The 18,698-nt window shown below is 60.9% G+C and carries 17 protein-coding genes and 1 pseudogene; 12 read left to right on the top strand and 6 right to left on the bottom strand.

Annotated elements, in window-relative coordinates:
* Positions 1-14 precede the first annotated feature (14 nt).
* The 5 genes from AACY49_RS20065 (at position 15) to pgaD (ending at position 8,213) form a co-directional block, all read left to right on the top strand.
* On the top strand, positions 15-1,520 hold the full coding sequence (locus tag AACY49_RS20065; protein ID WP_258698111.1) for a YdgA family protein: 1,506 nt from the start codon (positions 15-17) through the stop codon (positions 1,518-1,520).
* Positions 1,521-1,847: 327 nt separating this feature from the next.
* On the top strand, positions 1,848-4,328 hold the full coding sequence (gene pgaA, locus AACY49_RS20060) for a poly-beta-1,6 N-acetyl-D-glucosamine export porin PgaA (RefSeq protein WP_339525932.1): 2,481 nt from the start codon (positions 1,848-1,850) through the stop codon (positions 4,326-4,328).
* Between the two features lie 12 nt (positions 4,329-4,340).
* Positions 4,341-6,332, top strand: a complete 1,992-nt coding sequence (gene pgaB / locus AACY49_RS20055) for a poly-beta-1,6-N-acetyl-D-glucosamine N-deacetylase PgaB (protein WP_258698109.1) — start codon at positions 4,341-4,343, stop codon at positions 6,330-6,332.
* Between the two features lies 1 nt (position 6,333).
* A complete protein-coding gene (gene pgaC / locus AACY49_RS20050) occupies positions 6,334-7,689 on the top strand; it encodes a poly-beta-1,6-N-acetyl-D-glucosamine synthase (RefSeq protein WP_258698108.1) in 1,356 nt (451 codons plus the stop codon).
* Positions 7,686-8,213 carry a poly-beta-1,6-N-acetyl-D-glucosamine biosynthesis protein PgaD gene (pgaD, locus tag AACY49_RS20045; protein ID WP_258698107.1) on the top strand — a complete coding sequence of 176 codons (528 nt, stop codon included), beginning with the start codon at positions 7,686-7,688 and terminating at the stop codon, positions 8,211-8,213. Before pgaC ends, pgaD begins: the two co-directional genes overlap by 4 nt.
* 186 nt (positions 8,214-8,399) lie before the next feature.
* Here pgaD and AACY49_RS20040 read toward each other — a convergent pair whose 3' ends face one another.
* Positions 8,400-9,929 (bottom strand): FAD-dependent oxidoreductase, encoded by a 1,530-nt coding sequence (locus AACY49_RS20040; protein ID WP_339525928.1) that lies wholly within the window; start codon positions 9,927-9,929, stop codon positions 8,400-8,402.
* A gap of 140 nt (positions 9,930-10,069) precedes the next feature.
* Here AACY49_RS20040 and AACY49_RS20035 point away from each other — a divergent pair, with 140 nt between their 5' ends.
* From AACY49_RS20035 to AACY49_RS20010, 6 genes are all read left to right on the top strand, one after another.
* Positions 10,070-10,630, top strand: a complete 561-nt coding sequence (locus AACY49_RS20035; protein ID WP_339525926.1) for a YbhB/YbcL family Raf kinase inhibitor-like protein — start codon at positions 10,070-10,072, stop codon at positions 10,628-10,630.
* Positions 10,631-10,717: 87 nt separating this feature from the next.
* Entirely contained in the window at positions 10,718-12,436 is a 1,719-nt protein-coding gene (locus AACY49_RS20030) for a vWA domain-containing protein (RefSeq protein WP_339525924.1), read from the top strand.
* Positions 12,437-12,453: 17 nt separating this feature from the next.
* On the top strand, positions 12,454-13,035 hold the full coding sequence (locus tag AACY49_RS20025) for an RNA polymerase sigma factor (protein WP_339525922.1): 582 nt from the start codon (positions 12,454-12,456) through the stop codon (positions 13,033-13,035).
* Positions 13,032-13,652, top strand: a complete 621-nt coding sequence (locus AACY49_RS20020) for a hypothetical protein (protein ID WP_339525920.1) — start codon at positions 13,032-13,034, stop codon at positions 13,650-13,652. The genes AACY49_RS20025 and AACY49_RS20020 overlap by 4 nt, the downstream gene beginning before the upstream one ends.
* A 21-nt stretch (positions 13,653-13,673) precedes the next feature.
* Positions 13,674-13,943: a hypothetical protein gene (locus AACY49_RS20015; protein WP_258698101.1), complete on the top strand. Its 270-nt coding sequence runs from the start codon at positions 13,674-13,676 to the stop codon at positions 13,941-13,943.
* On the top strand, positions 13,940-14,158 hold the full coding sequence (locus AACY49_RS20010) for a hypothetical protein (protein ID WP_258698100.1): 219 nt from the start codon (positions 13,940-13,942) through the stop codon (positions 14,156-14,158). Before AACY49_RS20015 ends, AACY49_RS20010 begins: the two co-directional genes overlap by 4 nt.
* 237 nt (positions 14,159-14,395) lie before the next feature.
* Here the strand turns inward: AACY49_RS20010 and AACY49_RS20005 are convergent, their stop codons facing one another.
* Together AACY49_RS20005 and AACY49_RS20000 are read right to left on the bottom strand one after the other, a co-directional pair.
* A complete protein-coding gene (locus AACY49_RS20005) occupies positions 14,396-15,013 on the bottom strand; it encodes a nitroreductase family protein (RefSeq protein ID WP_223486356.1) in 618 nt (205 codons plus the stop codon).
* Positions 15,010-15,945, bottom strand: coding sequence for an EamA family transporter (locus AACY49_RS20000; protein WP_258698099.1), 936 nt, complete (start codon positions 15,943-15,945; stop codon positions 15,010-15,012). The genes AACY49_RS20005 and AACY49_RS20000 overlap by 4 nt, the downstream gene beginning before the upstream one ends.
* An 80-nt stretch (positions 15,946-16,025) precedes the next feature.
* Here AACY49_RS20000 and AACY49_RS19995 point away from each other — a divergent pair, with 80 nt between their 5' ends.
* Positions 16,026-16,538: a MarR family winged helix-turn-helix transcriptional regulator gene (locus tag AACY49_RS19995; RefSeq protein WP_258698098.1), complete on the top strand. Its 513-nt coding sequence runs from the start codon at positions 16,026-16,028 to the stop codon at positions 16,536-16,538.
* Between the two features lie 67 nt (positions 16,539-16,605).
* On the opposite strand, the gene AACY49_RS19990 is transcribed toward AACY49_RS19995, so the two are convergent.
* From AACY49_RS19990 to AACY49_RS19980, 3 genes and pseudogenes are all read right to left on the bottom strand, one after another.
* Complete coding sequence (locus tag AACY49_RS19990; protein WP_339525917.1) at positions 16,606-17,115, bottom strand: Shufflon-specific DNA recombinase; 510 nt, start codon at positions 17,113-17,115, stop codon at positions 16,606-16,608.
* A gap of 326 nt (positions 17,116-17,441) precedes the next feature.
* Positions 17,442-17,615, bottom strand: a complete 174-nt coding sequence (locus AACY49_RS19985; RefSeq protein WP_339525916.1) for a hypothetical protein — start codon at positions 17,613-17,615, stop codon at positions 17,442-17,444.
* 138 nt (positions 17,616-17,753) lie between these two features.
* A pseudogene (locus AACY49_RS19980) lies at positions 17,754-18,698 on the bottom strand (IS3 family transposase); the annotation flags it as partial.

Raw genomic sequence — 18,698 nt, 5'->3', positions numbered from 1 at the left:
TAATCGGGTATTTCATGAATAAATCAGCAGGCGTGCTTTTGGGAATTGTTGTGGCCATCGGTGCAATCAGCGCCGGCGGTGCGTGGTACACCGGCTCCAAACTCGATGGGGTGCTGAATACTTCGATCGCCGACGCCAACAAAGAGCTGCAAGCCACGCTGGCAGGTTCCAACGGCACGGCGTCGCTGGAACTGGTGTCGCTGGAGCGTCATGTGTTCAGCAGCACCGCGCACTACCGCCTCAAGGGTGAGGGCGAGATGTTTGGTGAAACGCCGATGGAGATGCTGTTCGTCGACCGCATCGAACACGGCCCGCTGCCGTTCTCGCGCCTGGTGTCGTTGAAGTGGTTGCCGGTCCTGGCCACCAGTCACTACGAGCTGGAAAAAACACCGCTGACCGAGAAGTGGTTCGCCGCCGCCAAGGACAAATCCCCGGTCAAAGGCGTGGTCAACATCGGCTACGACAACTCCACCAAGGGCACCCTCGAGTTTTTGCCTCTGGAAGCAGCACTGGATGACAAATCCAACCTGACGTTCTCCGGGTTGAAACTCGACGTGGCCGCCAGCGCCCAGGCGCAAAAGGTCAAGGCCGACGGTTACATGGACAGCCTGAAGCTGACCACCGTGGCCGAAGATCAGACCCCGGTGCAGGTCGAGCTCAACGGCTTGACCTTGGCCAGTAACCTGAACAAAAGCACCTACGGCTACTACGTCGGCGAAAACACCCTCGAGCTGACCAACAGCAAAACCACCTTCGGTCCCAAACAGTCGGTACTGGGCTTCAAGAACTTTGAAATGAAGAACCAGACCGAGGAGTCGGGCACCAACGCTTCGGGGCGTGCTGATTACAAGATCGGTGAAGTGTCCTTGAACGGCAAGGTTGTCGGCTCCGCGCAGTTGGCCATGAGCCTGAAAAACCTCGACATCCCGTCGACGATGTCGCTGATGCAGATCTACCAGACCAGACTGCAACCGTACGAGCGGGCCGCCGCTGAAGCCACTGCCGCTGGTCTACCGGCGCCGCAGCTGAACCTGACCCCGGCCGAAGAAGCACAGGTCAAGAGCGGCCTGGAGAAACTGCTGGCCGCAGGTCCCCAGGTGGCCCTGGAAAACCTGTCGTTCAACACCAGCAACGGCGAAAGCCGCGCCAACCTGGTGCTGGACCTGACCAAACCACAATCCATGGACCTGCCGCCAGACCAGTTGGTCAAGCAGTTGATTGCGTTGCTGGAGTTCAACGTCCTGGTGTCCAAGCCAATGCTCGTTGACGTGCTCACCGTGCAGTCGCAAATTGACGGCCAGACCGACGCCAAGCTCATCGCCGATCAAGCGGGCGCCACCGCCGACATGTTCAGCAGCATGGCAGTCGGCACGCAACTGGCGAAACTGGACGGTAACAACGTCGTCACCAAACTGCACTACGCCAACAATCAAGTGGACTTCAACGGCCAGAAAATGACCGTTGAAGAGTTTGTCGGTTTTGTGATGAACAAAATCGGCGGCACTACCACGATCCAGTAAAGCCGCAGGCTTCTGCGCAACGCCCGGCCTCTGCAACACGCGGACGCCGGGCGTTTTGCTATCTGGAGTTTCGAAAACGGGTGAGGGAGGAGGGGGCCCGGATGCCAGTCAGCCAATGTGCGGAACTGTGGGAGCGGGCTTGACTGGCTGGCATTGAGAGGAGATCCGAATGTAACGAATCTGAATAATTATTGTGCCCCGAATTATTGACTACGCTTGCATGCAAAACTGCTTCGATAAAGCCTGGCTGGGTCTTGCGACCCGGCTTTCCGTTACGAATGGGCAAGGGACATTGCGACCCGGCTGGCCATGTAAGGATGCTGACGAATGCCGCGTATTGCTGGTCCTTTTATTCATCGTGGGCTTCGCCCCTTGTTTCGCGTTGCGCTGTGCGGCCAATTGCTGTGGCCGGTGCCCGCGCTCGCCGATACCCCTTACGACCAAATGGTTCGCGATGCGCGGGCCGGCAATTACACGCCTGCACTGACGGTGTTGCGCCAGGTGCCGGTGAACCAGGCCACCACCGGCCAGATCAGCGATCACTTGCAGATTGCCAGCTGGGCCGGTCTGGACGCCGAAGTCGTCCAGGTCTATGAAACCCAGGGACACAATCGGGCGTTGCCGGTCCAGGCCCTGATCGCCACCGCGCGGGCCTATCGCAACCTCAAGCGCTGGGATTCGGCGACTCAGGTGTACAACAAGGCCCTGGCCCTTGCGCCGCAAAATGCCGACCTGCAGCTTGGGCTGGCGATGACCCAGGCCGACGCCGGCAAACCTGACGAGGCCGTTACCCGTACCAGGGCGTTGGTGGCGGCGAAACCGGATGATCCTTCCCGTCGCCTGTCCCTGGCCTACGCCTTGACCCGCGCCGGCGCCACCTATGAGGCACTGTTCGAATACGACCAGGCCTTCATCCGCGCGGGCAGCAAGCCCGAAGTCGCTCGGGAATACGTGATTGCCCTGCAACGCGCCCGCTTGCCGGAACCGGCCTTGCGCCTGGCGCGTCAACGGCCGGGGTTGATTGATCCGGTCTTGCAACGCCATCTCGAAGGTGATCTGGCGGCAGAACGCGTGCGTCTGGTCGAACTGGCCACTCGCAGCGAAAAAGAACGGTATGTGATCGCCGATAGAGCTCTGGCCGATTACGACCAGTTACTGACTACCTGGACGCCGGATCCAGCGGCCCACGATGACGTCACCCGCTGGCGAATCGACCGCATGGGTGCCCTCAAGGCCCGTGCGCGCACCGCCGATGTCATTGCCGAATACCAGACCCTGCTCGCCGAAGGCGTGAAGATTCCGACCTACGCCCTGCGTTGGGTGGCGTCGTCATATCTGGACCAGCGTCAGCCGGAAATCGCCACCGATTTGTATCGTCAGGTGCTGGTGGCGCCGGATGCTGATGTCGGCGATCGCCTGGAAGACAGCACCGCGCTCTATTACGCCTTGCTTGAAAGCGACAAGGCCGATGAAGCGCGCCAGGTCGCCGAAGACCAGGCCAAGACCCAAAAGCCGCGGATCGAGCTCAAGGGCTTGCCGGTGGGCAATCCCAACGATGAATGGATAGACGCGCAGCAACTCGCCGCCCAGGCCGGCACCTACGGCGCCGACCTGCCCTCGGGCGAGCAGCGTTTGCAGACGCTGGTGGATCAGGCCCCGGGCAACCTCGGCCTGCGTCTGGCCCAGGCCGATCTGTACCTGGCCCGGGACTGGCCACGGCGCGCCGAGAGTCAACTCAAGGAAACCGAGAGCGTGGCCCCGCGGGATATCGGGCTGGAAGTCGCTCAAGGCCATACCGCCATGGACCTGCAGGAATGGCGACAGCTGGATGCACTGACCGACGATGTGGTCGCGCGCTTTCCGGGCAACCGTCAAGTGCAGCGTTTGCAGCGTCAGCGTGAGGTCCATGACATGGCCGAGCTGCGAGTGGAGGCCTACGGCGGCAAGAGTTATGGCGGTGGCAACGGCGATGTCGGGGCCGTCAACGGCAGCCGCGATTTCGGCATCGAAACCACGCTGTACAGCCCGCCCATCGATGAAGACTGGCGCCTGTTCGCCGGTGCCGGTTACGCCACCGGCGATTTCCAGGAAGGCACCGGCCACCACCGTTTCCAGCGTGTCGGGCTCGAACGCCGGACCCGCGACATGTCCCTGGAAGCGGAAGTCTCCAACCATTCCTACGGCTTCGGCGATAAACAGGGCGCGCGCCTGGCAATCACCCGAGACATCGATGATCACTGGCAGTACGGCGGCAGCTTCGAATACCTGTCGGCACAAACGCCGTTGCGGGCCTTGAACAGCGACATCACCGCCAATGGCGGCAGCGGTTTCATCCGTTGGCGCGCCAATGAAAGCCGTGAGTGGAAACTGGCGGTCAGCCCCTCGCACTTCAGCGACGGCAATAACCGTGTCGAAGCCGTGCTCACCGGTCGCGAGGGCGTTTACCGTGCGCCGAGGCTGCAAGTCGACCTCGGCCTGGAAGTCGGCACCAGCCATAACTCCAAGTCCGACGATGTGCCGTACTTCAACCCCAAATCCGACTTCAGCGTGTTGCCGACGGTGAACGTCAATCATGTGCTCTATCACCGCTACGAAACCTCCTGGAGCCAACAGTTCCAGGCCGGTGCGGGTACCTATAGCCAGCGCGATCACGGCACCGGCGGTATCGCCCTGCTGGGTTACGGCCAGCGCTACAGCTGGAACGACGTATTCGAGGTGGGCGGTCTGCTGAGCGTGATCAACCGGCCGTATGACGGCGACCGCGAAACCGATCTGCGCCTGCTCGTCGACCTCACTTACCGCTTCTAGAAGAGTTTGAAGATGCCTTTTATTTCGCGTTTCATCCTTCTGCTGGGAACGCTGTTGATCAGCGCCTGCGCCCAGCAAGCCCCGGCCTTCGCACCGCCGTCCGAACGCCCGGTGGCGGCCAATGAAAAACCATGGCCGAAAAACCATGTGCTGGGGATTGTGTACCACGACGTCGAAGACCGTGACCCCGATCAGGCGGTAGTGGCCGTGCGCACCGAGCGCCTGATCGAGCAACTGGCGTGGCTGCGGGAGAACAACTACAAACCGGTCACCATCGACCAGATCATCGCCGCTCGTAACGGCGGCCCCGAGCTGCCGCCCCGGGCGATCGTGCTGAGTTTCGACGACGGTTATTCGAGCTTCTACACCCGCGTGTTGCCAGTGCTGCGCGCCTATAACTGGCATGCCTTGCTGGCGCCGGTCGGGGTGTGGATCGATACGCCGCTGAACCAGCCGGTGGATTTCGCCGGTACGCCGCGCAAGCGTTCGGACTTCCTGACCTGGGAGCAGATCCGCGAGGTCTCCCGATCCGGCCTGGTGGAAATCGCCGCCCACACCGACGCCAGCCACAAAGGCGTGCTGGCCAACCCGCAAGGCAACCTGCAACCGGCGGCCGCGACCCGGCGCTATGACGCCGCTACCGGGCGCTATGAAACCGAAGCCCAATTCCAGGCCCGGATGCGCGCCGACGTGGCGGCCATCTCGGAGAAAATCCGCAAGGTCACCGGTTACAAACCGCGTGTGTGGGTTTGGCCATACGGCGCGGCGGACGGCACCTCGCTGCAAGTGGTCAACGAACAGGGGTATCAGATGGCCCTGACCCTGGAAGACGGCCTCGATGCCCTCGACGACCTGATGAGCAGCCCGCGCTTTTTGGTGGCCTCGGACCCGGATGGCCAGCACTTCGCCAACAGCATGGTCTCGGTGCAGACCGAATCGCCGATGCGCGTGGTGCATGTGGACCTGGACAACGTCTACGACGCGGACCCGGCCCAACAGGAAATCAACCTCGGCAAACTGATCCAGCGCATGGCCGACATGGGTGCCAACACCGTATTCCTGCAAGCCTTTGCTGACCCTGCGGGCGATGGCCTGGTGCATTCGCTGTACTTCCCCAACCGTCACCTGCCGGTGCGCGCCGACCTCTTCGACCGCGTGGCCTGGCAGTTGCGTACTCGGGCTAACGTCAAGGTCTTCGCGTGGATGCCGGTGCTGAGTTTTGCCCTGGACTCGAAGTTGCCACGGGTCACTCGCTGGAACCCGAAAACCGCTACCACGTCGATCGATCCGGATCAGTACAAGCGCTTGTCGCCATTCGATCCGAACGTGCGGCGCATCATTGGTGAAATCTACGAAGACGTGGCACGCCTGACTTCGGTCGACGGCATCCTCTATCACGATGACGCGGTGCTGTCGGACTTCGAAGACGCCGGGCCTAAAGCCCTGAAAGTGTATGCCGCCAACGGTCTGCCCGGTTCGATTGCCGCCCTGCGCGCCGATCCGGCGACCTTGCAACGCTGGGCGCGGTTCAAGAGCCGCTACCTGATCGATTTCACTCGCGAATTGACCGCCAAGGTTCGCGCCATTCGCGGTCCGCAAGTCAAAACAGCGCGCAATATTTTCGCCGAGCCAATGCTCAATCCCGAGAGCGAAGCCTGGTTCGCGCAGAACCTCGACGACTTCCTGCGTGCCTACGACTGGACGGCGCCGATGGCCATGCCGCTTATGGAAAAACAGAGCCAACAGCAATCCGGCCCCTGGCTCGAAAAGCTGGTGGCGACGGTCAAATCGCGCCCCGGCGCACTCAACCGCACAGTGTTCGAATTGCAGGCCCGCGACTGGACGAAACACACCGACATCGACAGCGGGCAGTTGGCCGGCTGGATGGGCCTCCTCAAGCGTCAGGGCGCCACCAGTTTTGGCTACTATCCGGACAACTTCCTCGAGAACCAGCCGGACCTGAAAACCGTGCGGCCCGCGCTCTCCAACAAGTGGAATCCATAACATGCTGGATAGACTTCTGGCCCTGCTGGTTCTGGCGATCGTCCTTGGGGTTCCCCTCGGGCTGATCTTTCTGCTCACCGGGCAATTCCTGATGGACTTCGTGTTCTTCTATCCACTGTTCATGTCGGGACTGTGGATCGCCGGCGGCCTGTATTTCTGGCTGCACTGGGAGCGGCACTGGCCGTGGCAGGACGATACCTTGCCGCCCCCGCTGGCCGGCGAACCACTGATCTCGATCCTGATCCCTTGCTACAACGAAGGCGACAACGCCGCCGATACCATTCACGCGGCGCTGGCCCAGCATTACCCGAACATCGAAGTGATCGCGATCAACGACGGCTCGAAGGACAACACCGCCGCGGTGCTCGATGCACTGGCGGCGCAGGATCCGCGTCTGCGGGTGCTGCACCTGGCGGAAAACCAGGGCAAGGCCGTGGCCCTGCGCATGGGCGCCATCGCGGCGCGCAGCGAATATCTGGTGTGCATCGACGGCGATGCGCTGCTGGCGCCGAACACCGCGGCGTATCTGGTAGCACCGATGCTCGACAATGCGCGACTGGGCGCCGTGACCGGCAACCCGCGAATCCGCACCCGTTCGACCCTGGTCGGCCGCGTACAGGTCGGCGAGTTCTCGTCGATCATCGGCCTGATCAAACGCACCCAACGGGTATTCGGGCGGATCTTTACCGTCTCCGGGGTGATCGTCGCTTTCCGTCGCACGGCCCTGAATCGGGTCGGCTACTGGAGCCCGGACATGATCACCGAAGACATCGACATCAGTTGGAAACTGCAACTGGATCACTGGAGCATTTTCTACGAGCCCCGCGCCCTGTGCTGGATCCTGATGCCGGAAACCCTCGGCGGCCTGTGGAAACAGCGTCTGCGCTGGGCTCAGGGCGGCGCCGAGGTGCTGTTCAAGAACATTCGCGGCATCTGGCAATACCGCCATCGTTACCTGTGGCCGCTGCTGTTCGAATACTGCCTGTCCACCGGTTGGGCCTTCACCTTTCTGTTGTCGGTGATCTTTTGGGGCGTCGGCAAATTCGTCGACATGCCATCCGCCATTGCCGTCGATCACCTGATGCCACCGGCCTTTACCGGGCTGGTGTTGGCGGTGGTCTGCCTGGTGCAATTCGCCGTCAGCATCCTGATCGACCGCCGTTACGAAAAGGGCCTCGGGAAGACCATGTTCTGGGTGGTCTGGTATCCGCTGGTGTTCTGGCTCATCAGCCTGCTCACCACCCTGGTCAGCTTCCCCAAAGTGCTGTTCGGTCAACATCAGAAGCGCGCGCGCTGGGTCAGTCCGGACCGGGGCATCAAGCCGCTGAATGATGATGAAGAGGAGGTCATCAAATGAAAATCATCAGAACCCGGCAGCGACCCTTTCTGGTCGTGATCGATGTTTTCTTCACCGTACTGGCGTGGATCGGGCTGCTGTATTTGCTGGCGCGAGGTTTGTGGCCATTGATCGATACCCATGACGGCCCGCGTATCGATGCGTCATTTTTCGACGCCCTCGGTACGTTGCAGATTTACCTGTGGGTGGCGTCGTTTAACGCGGTGATCCTGATCGCGTGGGCGCGTTATCAACAGCGCAAAAGCAAGAGCTTCGCCCAACGCCGTTTGCCGGCGCCGGTGGCGGACGATCAGGGGCTGAGACAAAGCTTCAAGCTCACCGGTGACCGCCTGGAGAAGCTGCGCACACCGGGCTCGATGACCATTCACAACGATCAGGAAGGCGATGTCAGCCATGTCATTACGCACGTCTTCCCCGTCGACCCGGCCGAGCTACCGCCGCCTTTGGCGCCGCTCGAGCATCCGCTGGTGATCCGCCTGCCAGCCGAAGATGACGACAACCGCGAGCCAATGAGCCATTTCTAGGCGTTCGCTCATCTGTGGCGAGGGAGCTTGCTCCCGCTGGACCGGGCTGGCGCTCCAGGCCGAAGGACTCCCGATGCCATTAACCGCGCTGTATCTGATAGAGCGCAGTCGCCGATTTTGCGTCTGCTTCGCAGACGAACGGGACGGTGCGGCGATCCGACAAGCTCCCTCGCCACAAAGTCGCCGTCAGCTCAGGTCACGAACCAGGCGCCACGCCTCATCCACCGACAGCGGCTGTTTCATTCGTTCGGCGAGCATCGCCATCGCCCGTTCCTGATCGCAGGCAACGGCGGCCGCTACCACGCCGTTCTTGCCGAACAGGCCAATAAACGGCGGATGTTCTGGGTCGCCTTTGAATTCAACCTCGTCCCAGGCCTCGGCGTGTCCGAGGTAGTCGTAGTTTTTGCCGAAGTGCCAGGTCCAGAAATACGGCACGTCGAGGTAGCGTTCGTCGCCGCCGAGCATATTCGCCGCTGCAATCCGCGCCTGTTGTTGGGCCAGGCGCCAGTGCTCGATCCGTTGAGGCTGGCCGTTGAGCGGGAAGGTCGCGATGTCGCCGACGGCCCAGAGCCCGTCGGTCACGCGCATTCCGCCGTCGACCCTCAATGACTGGTCTTTTTCTTTTGGCAGATCGGCAAACGGGGCCGTTGCCGGGGTGACACCAATCCCGACCAACACCAGGTCCGCCGCAATGCGTTGACCGTTGTCCAGCAGCACCGCTTCGACCTTGCCTGTGCCTTCGATCTTCGCGGCTTCACCATCGGTATGAAACACCACGCCGTTAGCCTCGTGCAGGGCACGAATCGCCTTGCCGACGGCGTCGCCGAATTGCGCCTTGAAGGGGATGGCATGGCGGGCCAGGACGGTGACGTCCAGGCCGTACTGACGCAGGGACGAAGCGGATTCCAGGCCAATGAAGCTGTCGCCGACAATCACTGCCCGTTGGCCGGGTTTTGCCGTCTTCAGAATCTGCTGCGCTTGCGCCTTCGAGCGCAGCACGAATACCTGCGGTAGATCGGCGCCGGGCAGCGACAGGGGTTTTGGTATGCCTCCGGTGGCAATCACGGCGGCGTCGTAGCTCAACGATTGACCGTCGGCCAGTCGCAGAGTCCGGTTCGGTGTATCCAGGCCCAAAACATCGCTGTTTATCCGTTCAATGCGCTGTTCACGATAAAAATCTTCATCCCGCAGAGGCGGAACTTCGTCCGGCGGCATCTCCCCGGCAATCACGAACTTGCTCAATACCGTCCGGTCGTAACCGGCCTCGGGTTCACGGTCGATCAGCAGCACCCGGCCGCCGAAGCCTTTCTCCCGCAGCGCCGCAGCGCAGGCCGTACCGGCGGCACCGGCACCGATGATCGCAAAGGTCCGCTTATCGTCCACCGGCGGTGTGCTGGGGCTGGGCATCGGCTGGTCATCGACCCAGACCTCATCATCGCGAACTTCAAGCGGGTAACGCCGCAGACTGTCCAGAGACGGTGGTTCGCACAGCGCGCCGTCTTTGAGCCGATAAGCCGCCTTGTGCCACGGGCAGATCAGCCGTCCCTCGCACAGCGCACCTTTGGCCAAGGGAGCCCCGGCGTGGGGGCATTTGCCCTGATAGGCGCGCAATTGATCGCCGACCCGCAGCAAGACGATTTTCATCTTGTCGATTCGGACCTCAAGGCCACGGTCAAGGGGCACATCGGCGAAACGGGCGACGCGGTGCAGTGCCATGATCGATCTCCAGGCAGGTGTTTCACTTAGAAGTTTGGCGCTTATTCCCAGGTTCAGCCAATTCCCACTGCCACCGCACGAACGGTCCGGCTATAGTTTGCGAGCCGACGACGGCCCCACCCCGCACAAGGTGCTCCGGTATGACCCGATTGACCTCTTTGAACCCTTGGCTGGCGGCCGTTGCAGTCGCCCTTTGCGTGCAGTTGCCAGCGCAGGCCCAGGAGCGTTTCACCCTCAGTATTCCCGGTGTTTCGGACAATCGGCTGTTCACGGTGGCGGAGGCCAGCGATGCCAGCGGTTGCGGCGGCAAGAACCAGTCTCCGGCCCTGAGCTGGAACGCCGGCCCTCCAGGCACCCTCAGCTACGCCATCGTCATGCACGACCCGGACGGCCAGAAAGGCCTGGGCGTCGATCACTGGATTCGTTACGGCATCAAGGCCTCGACCCGTCAGATCCAGGCCGGCGTCGGCACCAAATCCACCCTCGAAGGCGTGGGCGGCACCAACATCAAAGGCACCACCACCTACATTGGCCCTTGCCCGCCTGTCGGCGACAGCTCCCATCACTACATCATCCAGCTCTACGCTCTGGACCTGGCGCCAGAAGCCTTGCCGGCCGGCCTGACCCGTGCGCAGCTGATGGAGCAGATCAAAGGCCATGTGCTGAAAAACAGCAGCGTGGTGCGGCGTTATCACCGCTGAAGATTTTTCACTTCGGCTTAACCCGAACTGATCGGGCTGTCCGTCTCAGAGGATGAATGAGTCAATTTCCTCCTGAGGTCAGCCCCCATGTCCCTCCCTCTGCAGTTCCTCCGCCCGGCCGCCCAGGGTTTCGCCGCCGGGTTGTTGCTGGCCATTGCCGGTTGCGGTGCTTCATCCACACCTGACTCCGTAACGGTTGCGCCCCCGGCTCAAGGTGAGCTGAAAACTGAGGCGTTGGTGCGTGAGGCGGCCATGGCGGACACCGCGCTGGCCAAGCACAGTGCGCGACCTGCACCGTTGGTCGCTTTCGCGCCAATGCCGGCCGGTGAGGCTTATCCACAGGGCTATCGGGATGAACAGCGGGAGCAGTATCAGGCGCTGGCCGATAACCCGATTCACAGCGTGACTGAGGCGCCGGTCTCGACCTTCAGTGCCGATGTCGATACCGGCGCTTACGCCAATGTCCGCCGCTTGCTCAATCAGGGGCGCTTGCCTCCCGAAGGGGCGGTGCGCCTGGAAGAAATGGTCAATTACTTCCCCTACGATTACGCCTTGCCCACCGATGGCTCGCCGTTCGGCGTGACCACCGAGCTGGCGCCGTCGCCCTGGAACCCGCATACCCGGTTGCTGCGCATCGGCATCAAGGCCTCCGACCGCGCGGTGGCGGAACTGGCCCCGGCAAACCTGGTGTTTCTGGTGGACGTGTCCGGCTCCATGGACCGTCGCGAAGGCTTGCCCCTGGTCAAAAGCACCCTGAAATTGCTGGTCGATCAATTGCGCGAGCAGGACCGGGTTTCACTGGTGGTCTACGCCGGAGAATCCCGTGTGGTGCTGGAGCCGACTTCCGGACGGGAAAAAGCGAAAATTCGTACCGCTATCGATCAATTGACGGCGGGCGGCTCGACCGCCGGCGCGTCGGGTATCGAACTGGCTTATCAAATGGCGCAACAGGCGTTTATCCCCAAAGGCATCAACCGCATCCTGCTGGCCACCGATGGTGACTTCAACGTCGGCATCAGCGACTTCGACAGCCTCAAACAAATGGCTGTGGATAAACGCAAAACCGGCGTGTCCCTGACCACCCTGGGTTTTGGTGTGGATAACTACAATGAACACCTGATGGAACAACTGGCCGACGCTGGCGACGGTAACTACGCCTACATCGACAACCTGCGCGAGGCGCGCAAGGTGCTGGTGGATCAACTCGGCTCGACCCTCGCAGTAGTAGCGAAAAACGTGAAGCTGCAGGTGGAGTTCAATCCTGCGCAAGTCAGCGAATATCGGCTATTGGGTTATGAAAATCGCGCCTTGAAGCGTGAGGATTTCAGCAACGACAAAGTCGACGCCGGAGAAATCGGTGCAGGGCATACGGTGACGGCGTTGTATGAAATTGTGCCCAAGGGCGAGAAGGGCTGGCTGGAACCGTTGCGCTATGGCAATCCAGGGGCCGATGTTTCCGCAAAAACCGGAGAATTGGCGATGCTGCGAGTGCGTTATCAGTTGCCGGAAGGCGGGAATAGTCGCTTGATCGAGCGGCCAATCCTGAAGGGTGAGGCCGGCAAACTCTCGACAGCTAGCGATGACCTGCGCTTTGCCGCCGCCGTCGCTGCCTTTTCCCAGCAGCTCAAGGACGGGCGTTACACCGGTAATTTCAGCCTGAAGGACACCGAAGCCCTGGCCCGTGGCGCACGGGGTAACGATCAATTCGGTCTGCGCGGTGAATTCGTGCAATTGGTGGAGTTGGCGCAGAGCCTGCGAACCCCGACCGCCTCGAATCAACAGCCCAACGACAACCGGATAGAGTGAAAGAGGCCAGCGCTGACATGTCCGATTCTGAAATCAGCTCAGCCACCAGCAGCGATGAATTGCTGCTGGCGCGCTACCGCTCGGGCGACGGGCCGGCGTTCGAAGTTTTGTACGCCCGTCATCGCCAAGGCCTTTATCGATTCCTCCTCAGCCTCAGCGGTAAACCCGAACTGGCCGAAGAGGTGTACCAGGAAACCTGGCTGAGCCTGATCCGCAGCACCAGTCAGCCACAAGGCCGGGCAAATTTTCGTACCTGGCTCTACCAGATTGCCCGCAACCGACTGATCGATCACTGGCGCAAACACGGCATCCACAACCCATTGCACGACAGCTACGACGAACAAACCCATGCCCTGGTCGATGACGCAGCCGACCCCGAACAACTGCTGAGCCTGAGCCGCGACGGTCAACGCCTCGAAGCCGCCCTGCAAACCCTGCCCGCCGACCAGCGCGAAGTGTTCCTGCTGCGAGCCCACGGCGACCTCGACCTGCCGCAAATCGCCACCCTCACCGAAACCCCGCTGGAAACCGTTAAAAGTCGCTTGCGCTACGCCCAGCAAAAACTGCGTCGGCTGCTGGCCGAGGAGGTACTGACATGACTGACGCCAAACAGACGCCACCATCGCCCGACGATGAAGTGCTCAAGCATTTTCGCGATCACAGCAACGGTGAACCACCGGCGCATCTCGATGCCTTCATCCTCGCCACCGCACACCGGGAAGCCCCCAAGCCGAAGCCAAACCTGTGGCAACGCTGGCTCCACGCCTGCCAGCAACCCCGCTGGCAAGTGGCATTCGCCAGCCTCGTCGGCGTTGCGCTGATGCTGGCACTGGTGCAACGCACACCGGAACAACTGCCGAGTTACGACTTCGCACCTGCGCCGAAAGCGTCCGCACCGCTCGCCAAACCGGAAGCCGCAGCGCGCTCCCAGGATGAACCGGCCGGCGTTATATCCGCGCCCGCACCGGCTGCGCCCATGGCGGATTTTTCCGCACCAATGCAGCGTAAGTCGATCAACAGCGAAATGGCCGATGAAGCAAAACTCAGCAAACGCGCCGCCGCGCCGGCCAAGTCACTGGATGATCAATTGCGCGAAGTGATACGCCTGCAAGATACCGGTCAGACCCAAGCCGCCGAGGCGTTGCTGACGACATTGCACAAGCGCTTTCCCAAGGAAAATCTCACGGCCCGACTCAAGGATTTGCGGAAAAAATGAGGTGAACAGCGGTCGGCAAATTTGGCATCGACACCCGAAAGCGCGCACTATCGGCCTATAGCCGATGCGTTGGAGGATGCCGTGGCCCAAAAAATCGACCGCATCGCCCAAATGCTCAACTGCCCGGTGAAGGGTGAGGAATTACGGCGAGCAGTGACTGAGAGTCGTAAGGAGTTTCTTCTGGCGAAGCAGGAAGAGGAAGCGCTTGAGGAAGATGTCCTTGATGATGAGTTGATCGAGGATGAAGAAGACGATGATGAGTACGACGAGTTTGACTGGACGACAGAATGAAAAAACCGCTTCGGCGGCCCGTTGCCGCTCTCGATCATAGCCATCCTGCTGCTCAACCCTTGCCGCACACGGCCTATCAGCAACGAGCCGCAGAAATACGTGAGTCTATTGGCTCCAGCCTTAATAACCCACGTCCGGCTATTCCTGCCGAAACACTATTTGCCGAGCTTGATGCGCTCATTGATGAGGTTGAAGCAGAGCGTAACCGCCCTTGAAAACACTCACTCAAAAATTGCAGGCCCTGAAAAACCGGGGCCTGCAATTTTGGGGTGAGTTGCCGCTATTCTGCGGCTTGTTGCGTCGTCGACTGCGGTGGTCGCGTCAAAACTTTCACCACATCATCAACCACCGTGCCCGTCCCACGCCATTCCACTACCCTGACTCAACACCAGTTTGCAGTTCATCCATTTGGCCTTTCTCGTTCTACTGCTCAAAAGATCGCAAACAGTCTCTTAGGCGAATGCCAGCACCTCATGCAAAGGCCGACGCACTTTTTGCGGCCAGTTGCCGGCGGCCGGGTAGCCGGCGGTGACCAGCATGACCGGCAGTTCATTAGCCCCTAGGTCGAACTCTCGCGTCACGCCCTCGGCATCGAAGCCGCTCATGGCCCCGCTGGCCAGGCCCATGCCTTGAGCCGCCAACATCAGCGTCATGGCGGTGAGGGAGGCCGAACGCAGCGCCTCGTCGCGTTGCAGCTGCGGATTGCCCGCGTGGGATTCGCTGGCCATGGCCGCCCAGCCCTGGAGAGTGGCGGGCGGCAGAATGCCGGCGTCGACCGAGGGCTGCAGCATCTGCGGCAGCGTCTCGTGGGCCGCCAGGGTGCCACAGATGATAAAGGTCACGGGGGCGTCCAGCACTTGGCGCTGCTGGTAGGCCACGGCATGCAAGCGGGCCTTGGCTGCGTCCGAGCGCACCGCGACAAATTTCCAGTTCTGCAGGTTGTAGGCCGAGGGCGCGCGGGTGGCCAGCTGCACCAGCTCGCGGATGACCGACTCGGGCAGATCGCGACCGGCCTGATAACGGGTGGTGGAAACTCGCGACTCGATAAGGTCCTTGATGGCAGTGTTCATAGCATTCTCCGTTGCACAGGGTTTTCTAGAGTGGATAAATCAGTGTGCGTTTGGCTGGCCGGCGAGCCGGAGGTCGATGCCCATTGCACCGCCAGGATGCTGCCCAGCACTGTGATCAGCCCCAGCAGCGCCAGGCCGGTGATGCTCTGTTCCAGCAGCGCCCAACCCAGTAGTACGGCCACCAGCGGGCTGAGCAAGCCCAATGATGACACCGCCACCGGCGCCAACCGGGCAATCCCGCGAAACCACAGCACATAGGCCAGCAGCGCGCCGAACAGCGACAGGTAGGCGTAACCCAACCACTGGCTGAGGCTTAGGCTCGGCAGCGGCGGATCGACCAGCCAGGCCAGCGGCAGCAGCAACAGGCCGCCCACCAGCAACTGCCAGCCGGTAAAGGCCCGCAGCGGTATCGCTAGCTGCCAGCGCCGTGTCAGGTAGGTGCCGACCGCCATGCAGGCGGTGCCGATAAAGGCCGCGGTTATGCCGATCGGGTCCCAAGAGGCGCCCGGCGCCAGCAGCAGCGCGGCCATCCCGACTATCCCCAGCACGCTGGCGCCGGCCGCCAGATAAGACGGGCATTGGCGGTCCAGTGTCCATACCAGGCCCATCACCAGCAGCGGCTGGATGGCCCCGACCACGGCAGCCAGGCCTCCGGGCAAGCGGTAGGCGGCGACAAACAGCAGGGCTTGGAAGAAGCCGATATTCAGCGCCGCCAGTATCAGCAGGCGCAACCATTCGGCGCGTTTGGGCAGATGCCGGCTGTACAGGACCAGTAACAGACCGGCCGGCAACGCGCGCAGCAAGGCGGCGGTAAAGGGCCGATCCGCTGGCAAGAGTTCGGTGGTGACTATATAGGTCGAGCCCCAGATGGCCGGGGCCAGCGCCGTGCTCAGGACGTCCAGCCAGGAACTGCGGGTGCTTAACTTGTGCATGTATTTATCTCGCATTCAAGATAAAATGGAAGTTAGTAGTATTTTGTCTTGAGTTCAAGATAAATTTTGAGGAGTGGAGCATGACAACCGAACGACAGGCCGATGCGGTCGACATGATTCTTCGGCAGTGGCGCCGCGAGCGTCCGGATCTGGACGTCAGCCCCATGGGCACCATTGGCCGGGTCAAGCGCTGCTCGGTGCTGCTGCAGCGTGAACTGGCTAAGGTCTTCAGCGCTTTCGGCCTGAACGCCTGGGAGTTCGATGTGCTGGCCACCCTGCGTCGCGCCGGCGCGCCCCACTGCCTGGCGCCGACCACGCTGTTTTCGTCCTTGATGATCACCTCCGGCACCATGACCCGGCAGCTGCAGCAGCTGGAGGCCGCCGGCTGGGTCAGCCGCACGCCCAACCCCAGTGACGCGCGCAGCCTGCTGGTGCAATTGACCCCGGCCGGGCTGGCGCTGATCGACCGCGCAGTGACCGCCCATGTCGCCAACGAGGCGCGGATTCTGGCGCCTATAGCGGCGGCACAGCTGGCGCAGTTGGATGAGCGGCTATCGGAGCTATTGGCGGTCTTGGAACCGGCGGCCGAGTGATTTCTAAAAACCTGTTTATGACCTGCTGCGCGTCGGCGATACCGTGTTAAAAACAGCCTCAGAATGCTCATTTACAGCCCGTAAAATGCGCTTCTTCGGCTGCTTTTACCTTGTCTCCTCTAGCTCGCGAGATCATAGACAGATTCTTGGCGCGGTGACGCAGCCGACAGACGCATTGGAGCAATGCGAGTTCACGCTTCACCGTATTGCCCTTGCGGATTTTCAAGCGCTCGTCACGGTAGCGGGCAAAATCTGAAGAGGAGAGGGTGGCAACGATGCGTGTCGCCAGCGGATGACGCTTGAGCGCTTCCAGGCGTTTGATTTCCGAATACGCGCCTTTGTGTTTCGGAGCGATCTCGGAGATGTAGCGATCAATGAGTTGATGAAAGGCGGTGCGTTCAGCCTCGACACGAGAGACAAAAATGCCTCGGTCGATTTCGCTTTCGATCATGCGCGCCCAGGCTTGGGCATCGGCTTTAGTTTCGAAGGTTTTTCGTTGGGCTGGATAGCCCTTGCGACGGATTTGCGCTTCCCACTGATACTCGCCGCGATTCCTGATTGTTGCCATTTCGACCATTCCCGCCACGTTCAAGTGTGGCAAATTTGTGGCAAAAACGACTTTCAGGACTAGGACAGGTTTCTGTCAGGAGCGCTATCCCCTTGTAATACAAGGGAAAGAAGATGGTGCCCAGGCGTCGTTTGAACTGGAAGCTGATGAGCTTGTTTTATAAGGGTTTTTCAGCATCTACATCTGTTAGGCATACACGTGGGCATACACGGAGACGTTTACTAGGGAGTCAGATGCTAACCGCTTACGGTCTCATCACAGGACGTGTGAGGCTCGCGCTCGAACGTTCAGCAGGCTCGCTGAATTTTGTCACTCCACTCTCGCAGCCTTCTGACTCAACGCGCACTTGCGGGCTCTTTTTTATCTTTGGCCTTCAGCACGGTTTGTCTCATTACTCGATTGGTCTTGTTATCAACCTTGTAGAGAGTGTTTCCAACTAGGAGGAACGAGCTTTTTGTGTCCGCAACCACGAGCTGACCGGTAATCTTCTCGCCCTTGTCTGTGATCATGCTGTGAACCCTGCTGACGCCTCTGCTTACGTCAATTCCAGAATCTGCCTTGATATTTTCTCTCGCTCTCTCTACCCCGTGATGGACACCGAGAACCGGGGTGGACTTGCCCCTACCAAACCGGACACCAACTCCCCGTTAAATTGATGCTGCCGCCAAGCGCCTGAACTCCCTCGGCGAGCGATAGTTCAAGGCGCTGTGCGGATGCTGCTCGTTGTAATGCTCGAAGGCAATGGTCAGGTTGCGCAGCGCCGTTTCGCGATCCGGCTTGGGCATGTGCGCCACGTAATCACGCTTGATCGTCTTCACGAAGCTCTCGGCCATGCCGTTGCTCTGCGGGCTGCGAACTGGGGTGGTCACCGGTTGCAAGCCGATCTGTCGAGCAAAGAGGCGTGTCTGTTCGGCCGTGTACGCCGAGCCGTTGTCGCTGAGCCATTGCACCGGCGTGGTGGGTAGTTGGTCACCAAAACGCTTCTCCACGCTTTCCAGCATCAAGTCGCGGATATCATCGCCGCTGTACCCGGTCGGGCTCGCGACCCAACCGATGGCTTCGCGATCACAGCAATCCAGGGCGAAGGTCACGCTCAGTTTGGCGCCGTCCTCGCAGCGGAACTCAAAGCCGTCCGAGCACCAACGTGTATCGCTGGTTTGCACGGCAATACGGCCTTCGTGCCGACGCGGCACGCCGGGCTGTTTGATCCGGCGTTCAAGCAAAAGGTTGTGGTCACGCATCACCCGGTAAACCCGTTTCACGTTGACCGCCGGCAGCGACCGTTTTTCACGTGCACGACGCAGCAGTCCCCAGACGCGACGGTATCCATAGCTGGGCAGTTCGCTGACCTCTTGCTGGATTTCAGCGACCAGCTCTACATCGTCCACAGTCCTGCTTCGCCGTACTTTGGGCGATACCGATTGCTTGATTCGAACCGTTAATTGCGAGCGCGCCACACCGAGATATTCGCTGACCAGCTTCACTGGTCGTCCCCCGGCAACAAGGGTGAGTGCGCAATCCATTTTCGCGACCGGGCGATCTCCACGGCCTCTTTGAGGATTTCCGCTTCCATCGTTTTCTTGCCCAGCATC

This window comes from Pseudomonas sp. EL_65y_Pfl2_R96 (genome assembly GCF_963970905.1).
Lineage (GTDB): Bacteria > Pseudomonadota > Gammaproteobacteria > Pseudomonadales > Pseudomonadaceae > Aquipseudomonas.
The sequence above is the reverse complement of the archived record's forward strand: the minus strand, read 5'-3'. Positions and strand labels throughout refer to the sequence as shown.

Excerpts from the sequence above, each read along its gene's own strand:
- AACY49_RS20000 (WP_258698099.1), bottom strand. The coding sequence starts at position 15,945 with ATGCACAAGTTAAGCACCCGCAGTTCCTGGCTGGACGTCCTGAGCACG.
- AACY49_RS20030 (WP_339525924.1), top strand. The coding sequence starts at position 10,718 with ATGTCCCTCCCTCTGCAGTTCCTCCGCCCGGCCGCCCAGGGTTTCGCC.
- pgaA (WP_339525932.1), top strand. The coding sequence starts at position 1,848 with ATGCCGCGTATTGCTGGTCCTTTTATTCATCGTGGGCTTCGCCCCTTG.
- AACY49_RS20025 (WP_339525922.1), top strand. The coding sequence starts at position 12,454 with ATGTCCGATTCTGAAATCAGCTCAGCCACCAGCAGCGATGAATTGCTG.
- pgaB (WP_258698109.1), top strand. The coding sequence starts at position 4,341 with ATGCCTTTTATTTCGCGTTTCATCCTTCTGCTGGGAACGCTGTTGATC.
- AACY49_RS20005 (WP_223486356.1), bottom strand. The coding sequence starts at position 15,013 with ATGAACACTGCCATCAAGGACCTTATCGAGTCGCGAGTTTCCACCACC.
- pgaC (WP_258698108.1), top strand. The coding sequence starts at position 6,334 with ATGCTGGATAGACTTCTGGCCCTGCTGGTTCTGGCGATCGTCCTTGGG.
- AACY49_RS20040 (WP_339525928.1), bottom strand. The coding sequence starts at position 9,929 with ATGGCACTGCACCGCGTCGCCCGTTTCGCCGATGTGCCCCTTGACCGT.
- AACY49_RS20035 (WP_339525926.1), top strand. The coding sequence starts at position 10,070 with ATGACCCGATTGACCTCTTTGAACCCTTGGCTGGCGGCCGTTGCAGTC.
- AACY49_RS20020 (WP_339525920.1), top strand. The coding sequence starts at position 13,032 with ATGACTGACGCCAAACAGACGCCACCATCGCCCGACGATGAAGTGCTC.
- AACY49_RS20065 (WP_258698111.1), top strand. The coding sequence starts at position 15 with ATGAATAAATCAGCAGGCGTGCTTTTGGGAATTGTTGTGGCCATCGGT.
- AACY49_RS19985 (WP_339525916.1), bottom strand. The coding sequence starts at position 17,615 with ATGATCACAGACAAGGGCGAGAAGATTACCGGTCAGCTCGTGGTTGCG.
- pgaD (WP_258698107.1), top strand. The coding sequence starts at position 7,686 with ATGAAAATCATCAGAACCCGGCAGCGACCCTTTCTGGTCGTGATCGAT.
- AACY49_RS19995 (WP_258698098.1), top strand. The coding sequence starts at position 16,026 with ATGACAACCGAACGACAGGCCGATGCGGTCGACATGATTCTTCGGCAG.
- AACY49_RS19990 (WP_339525917.1), bottom strand. The coding sequence starts at position 17,115 with ATGGTCGAAATGGCAACAATCAGGAATCGCGGCGAGTATCAGTGGGAA.
- AACY49_RS20010 (WP_258698100.1), top strand. The coding sequence starts at position 13,940 with ATGAAAAAACCGCTTCGGCGGCCCGTTGCCGCTCTCGATCATAGCCAT.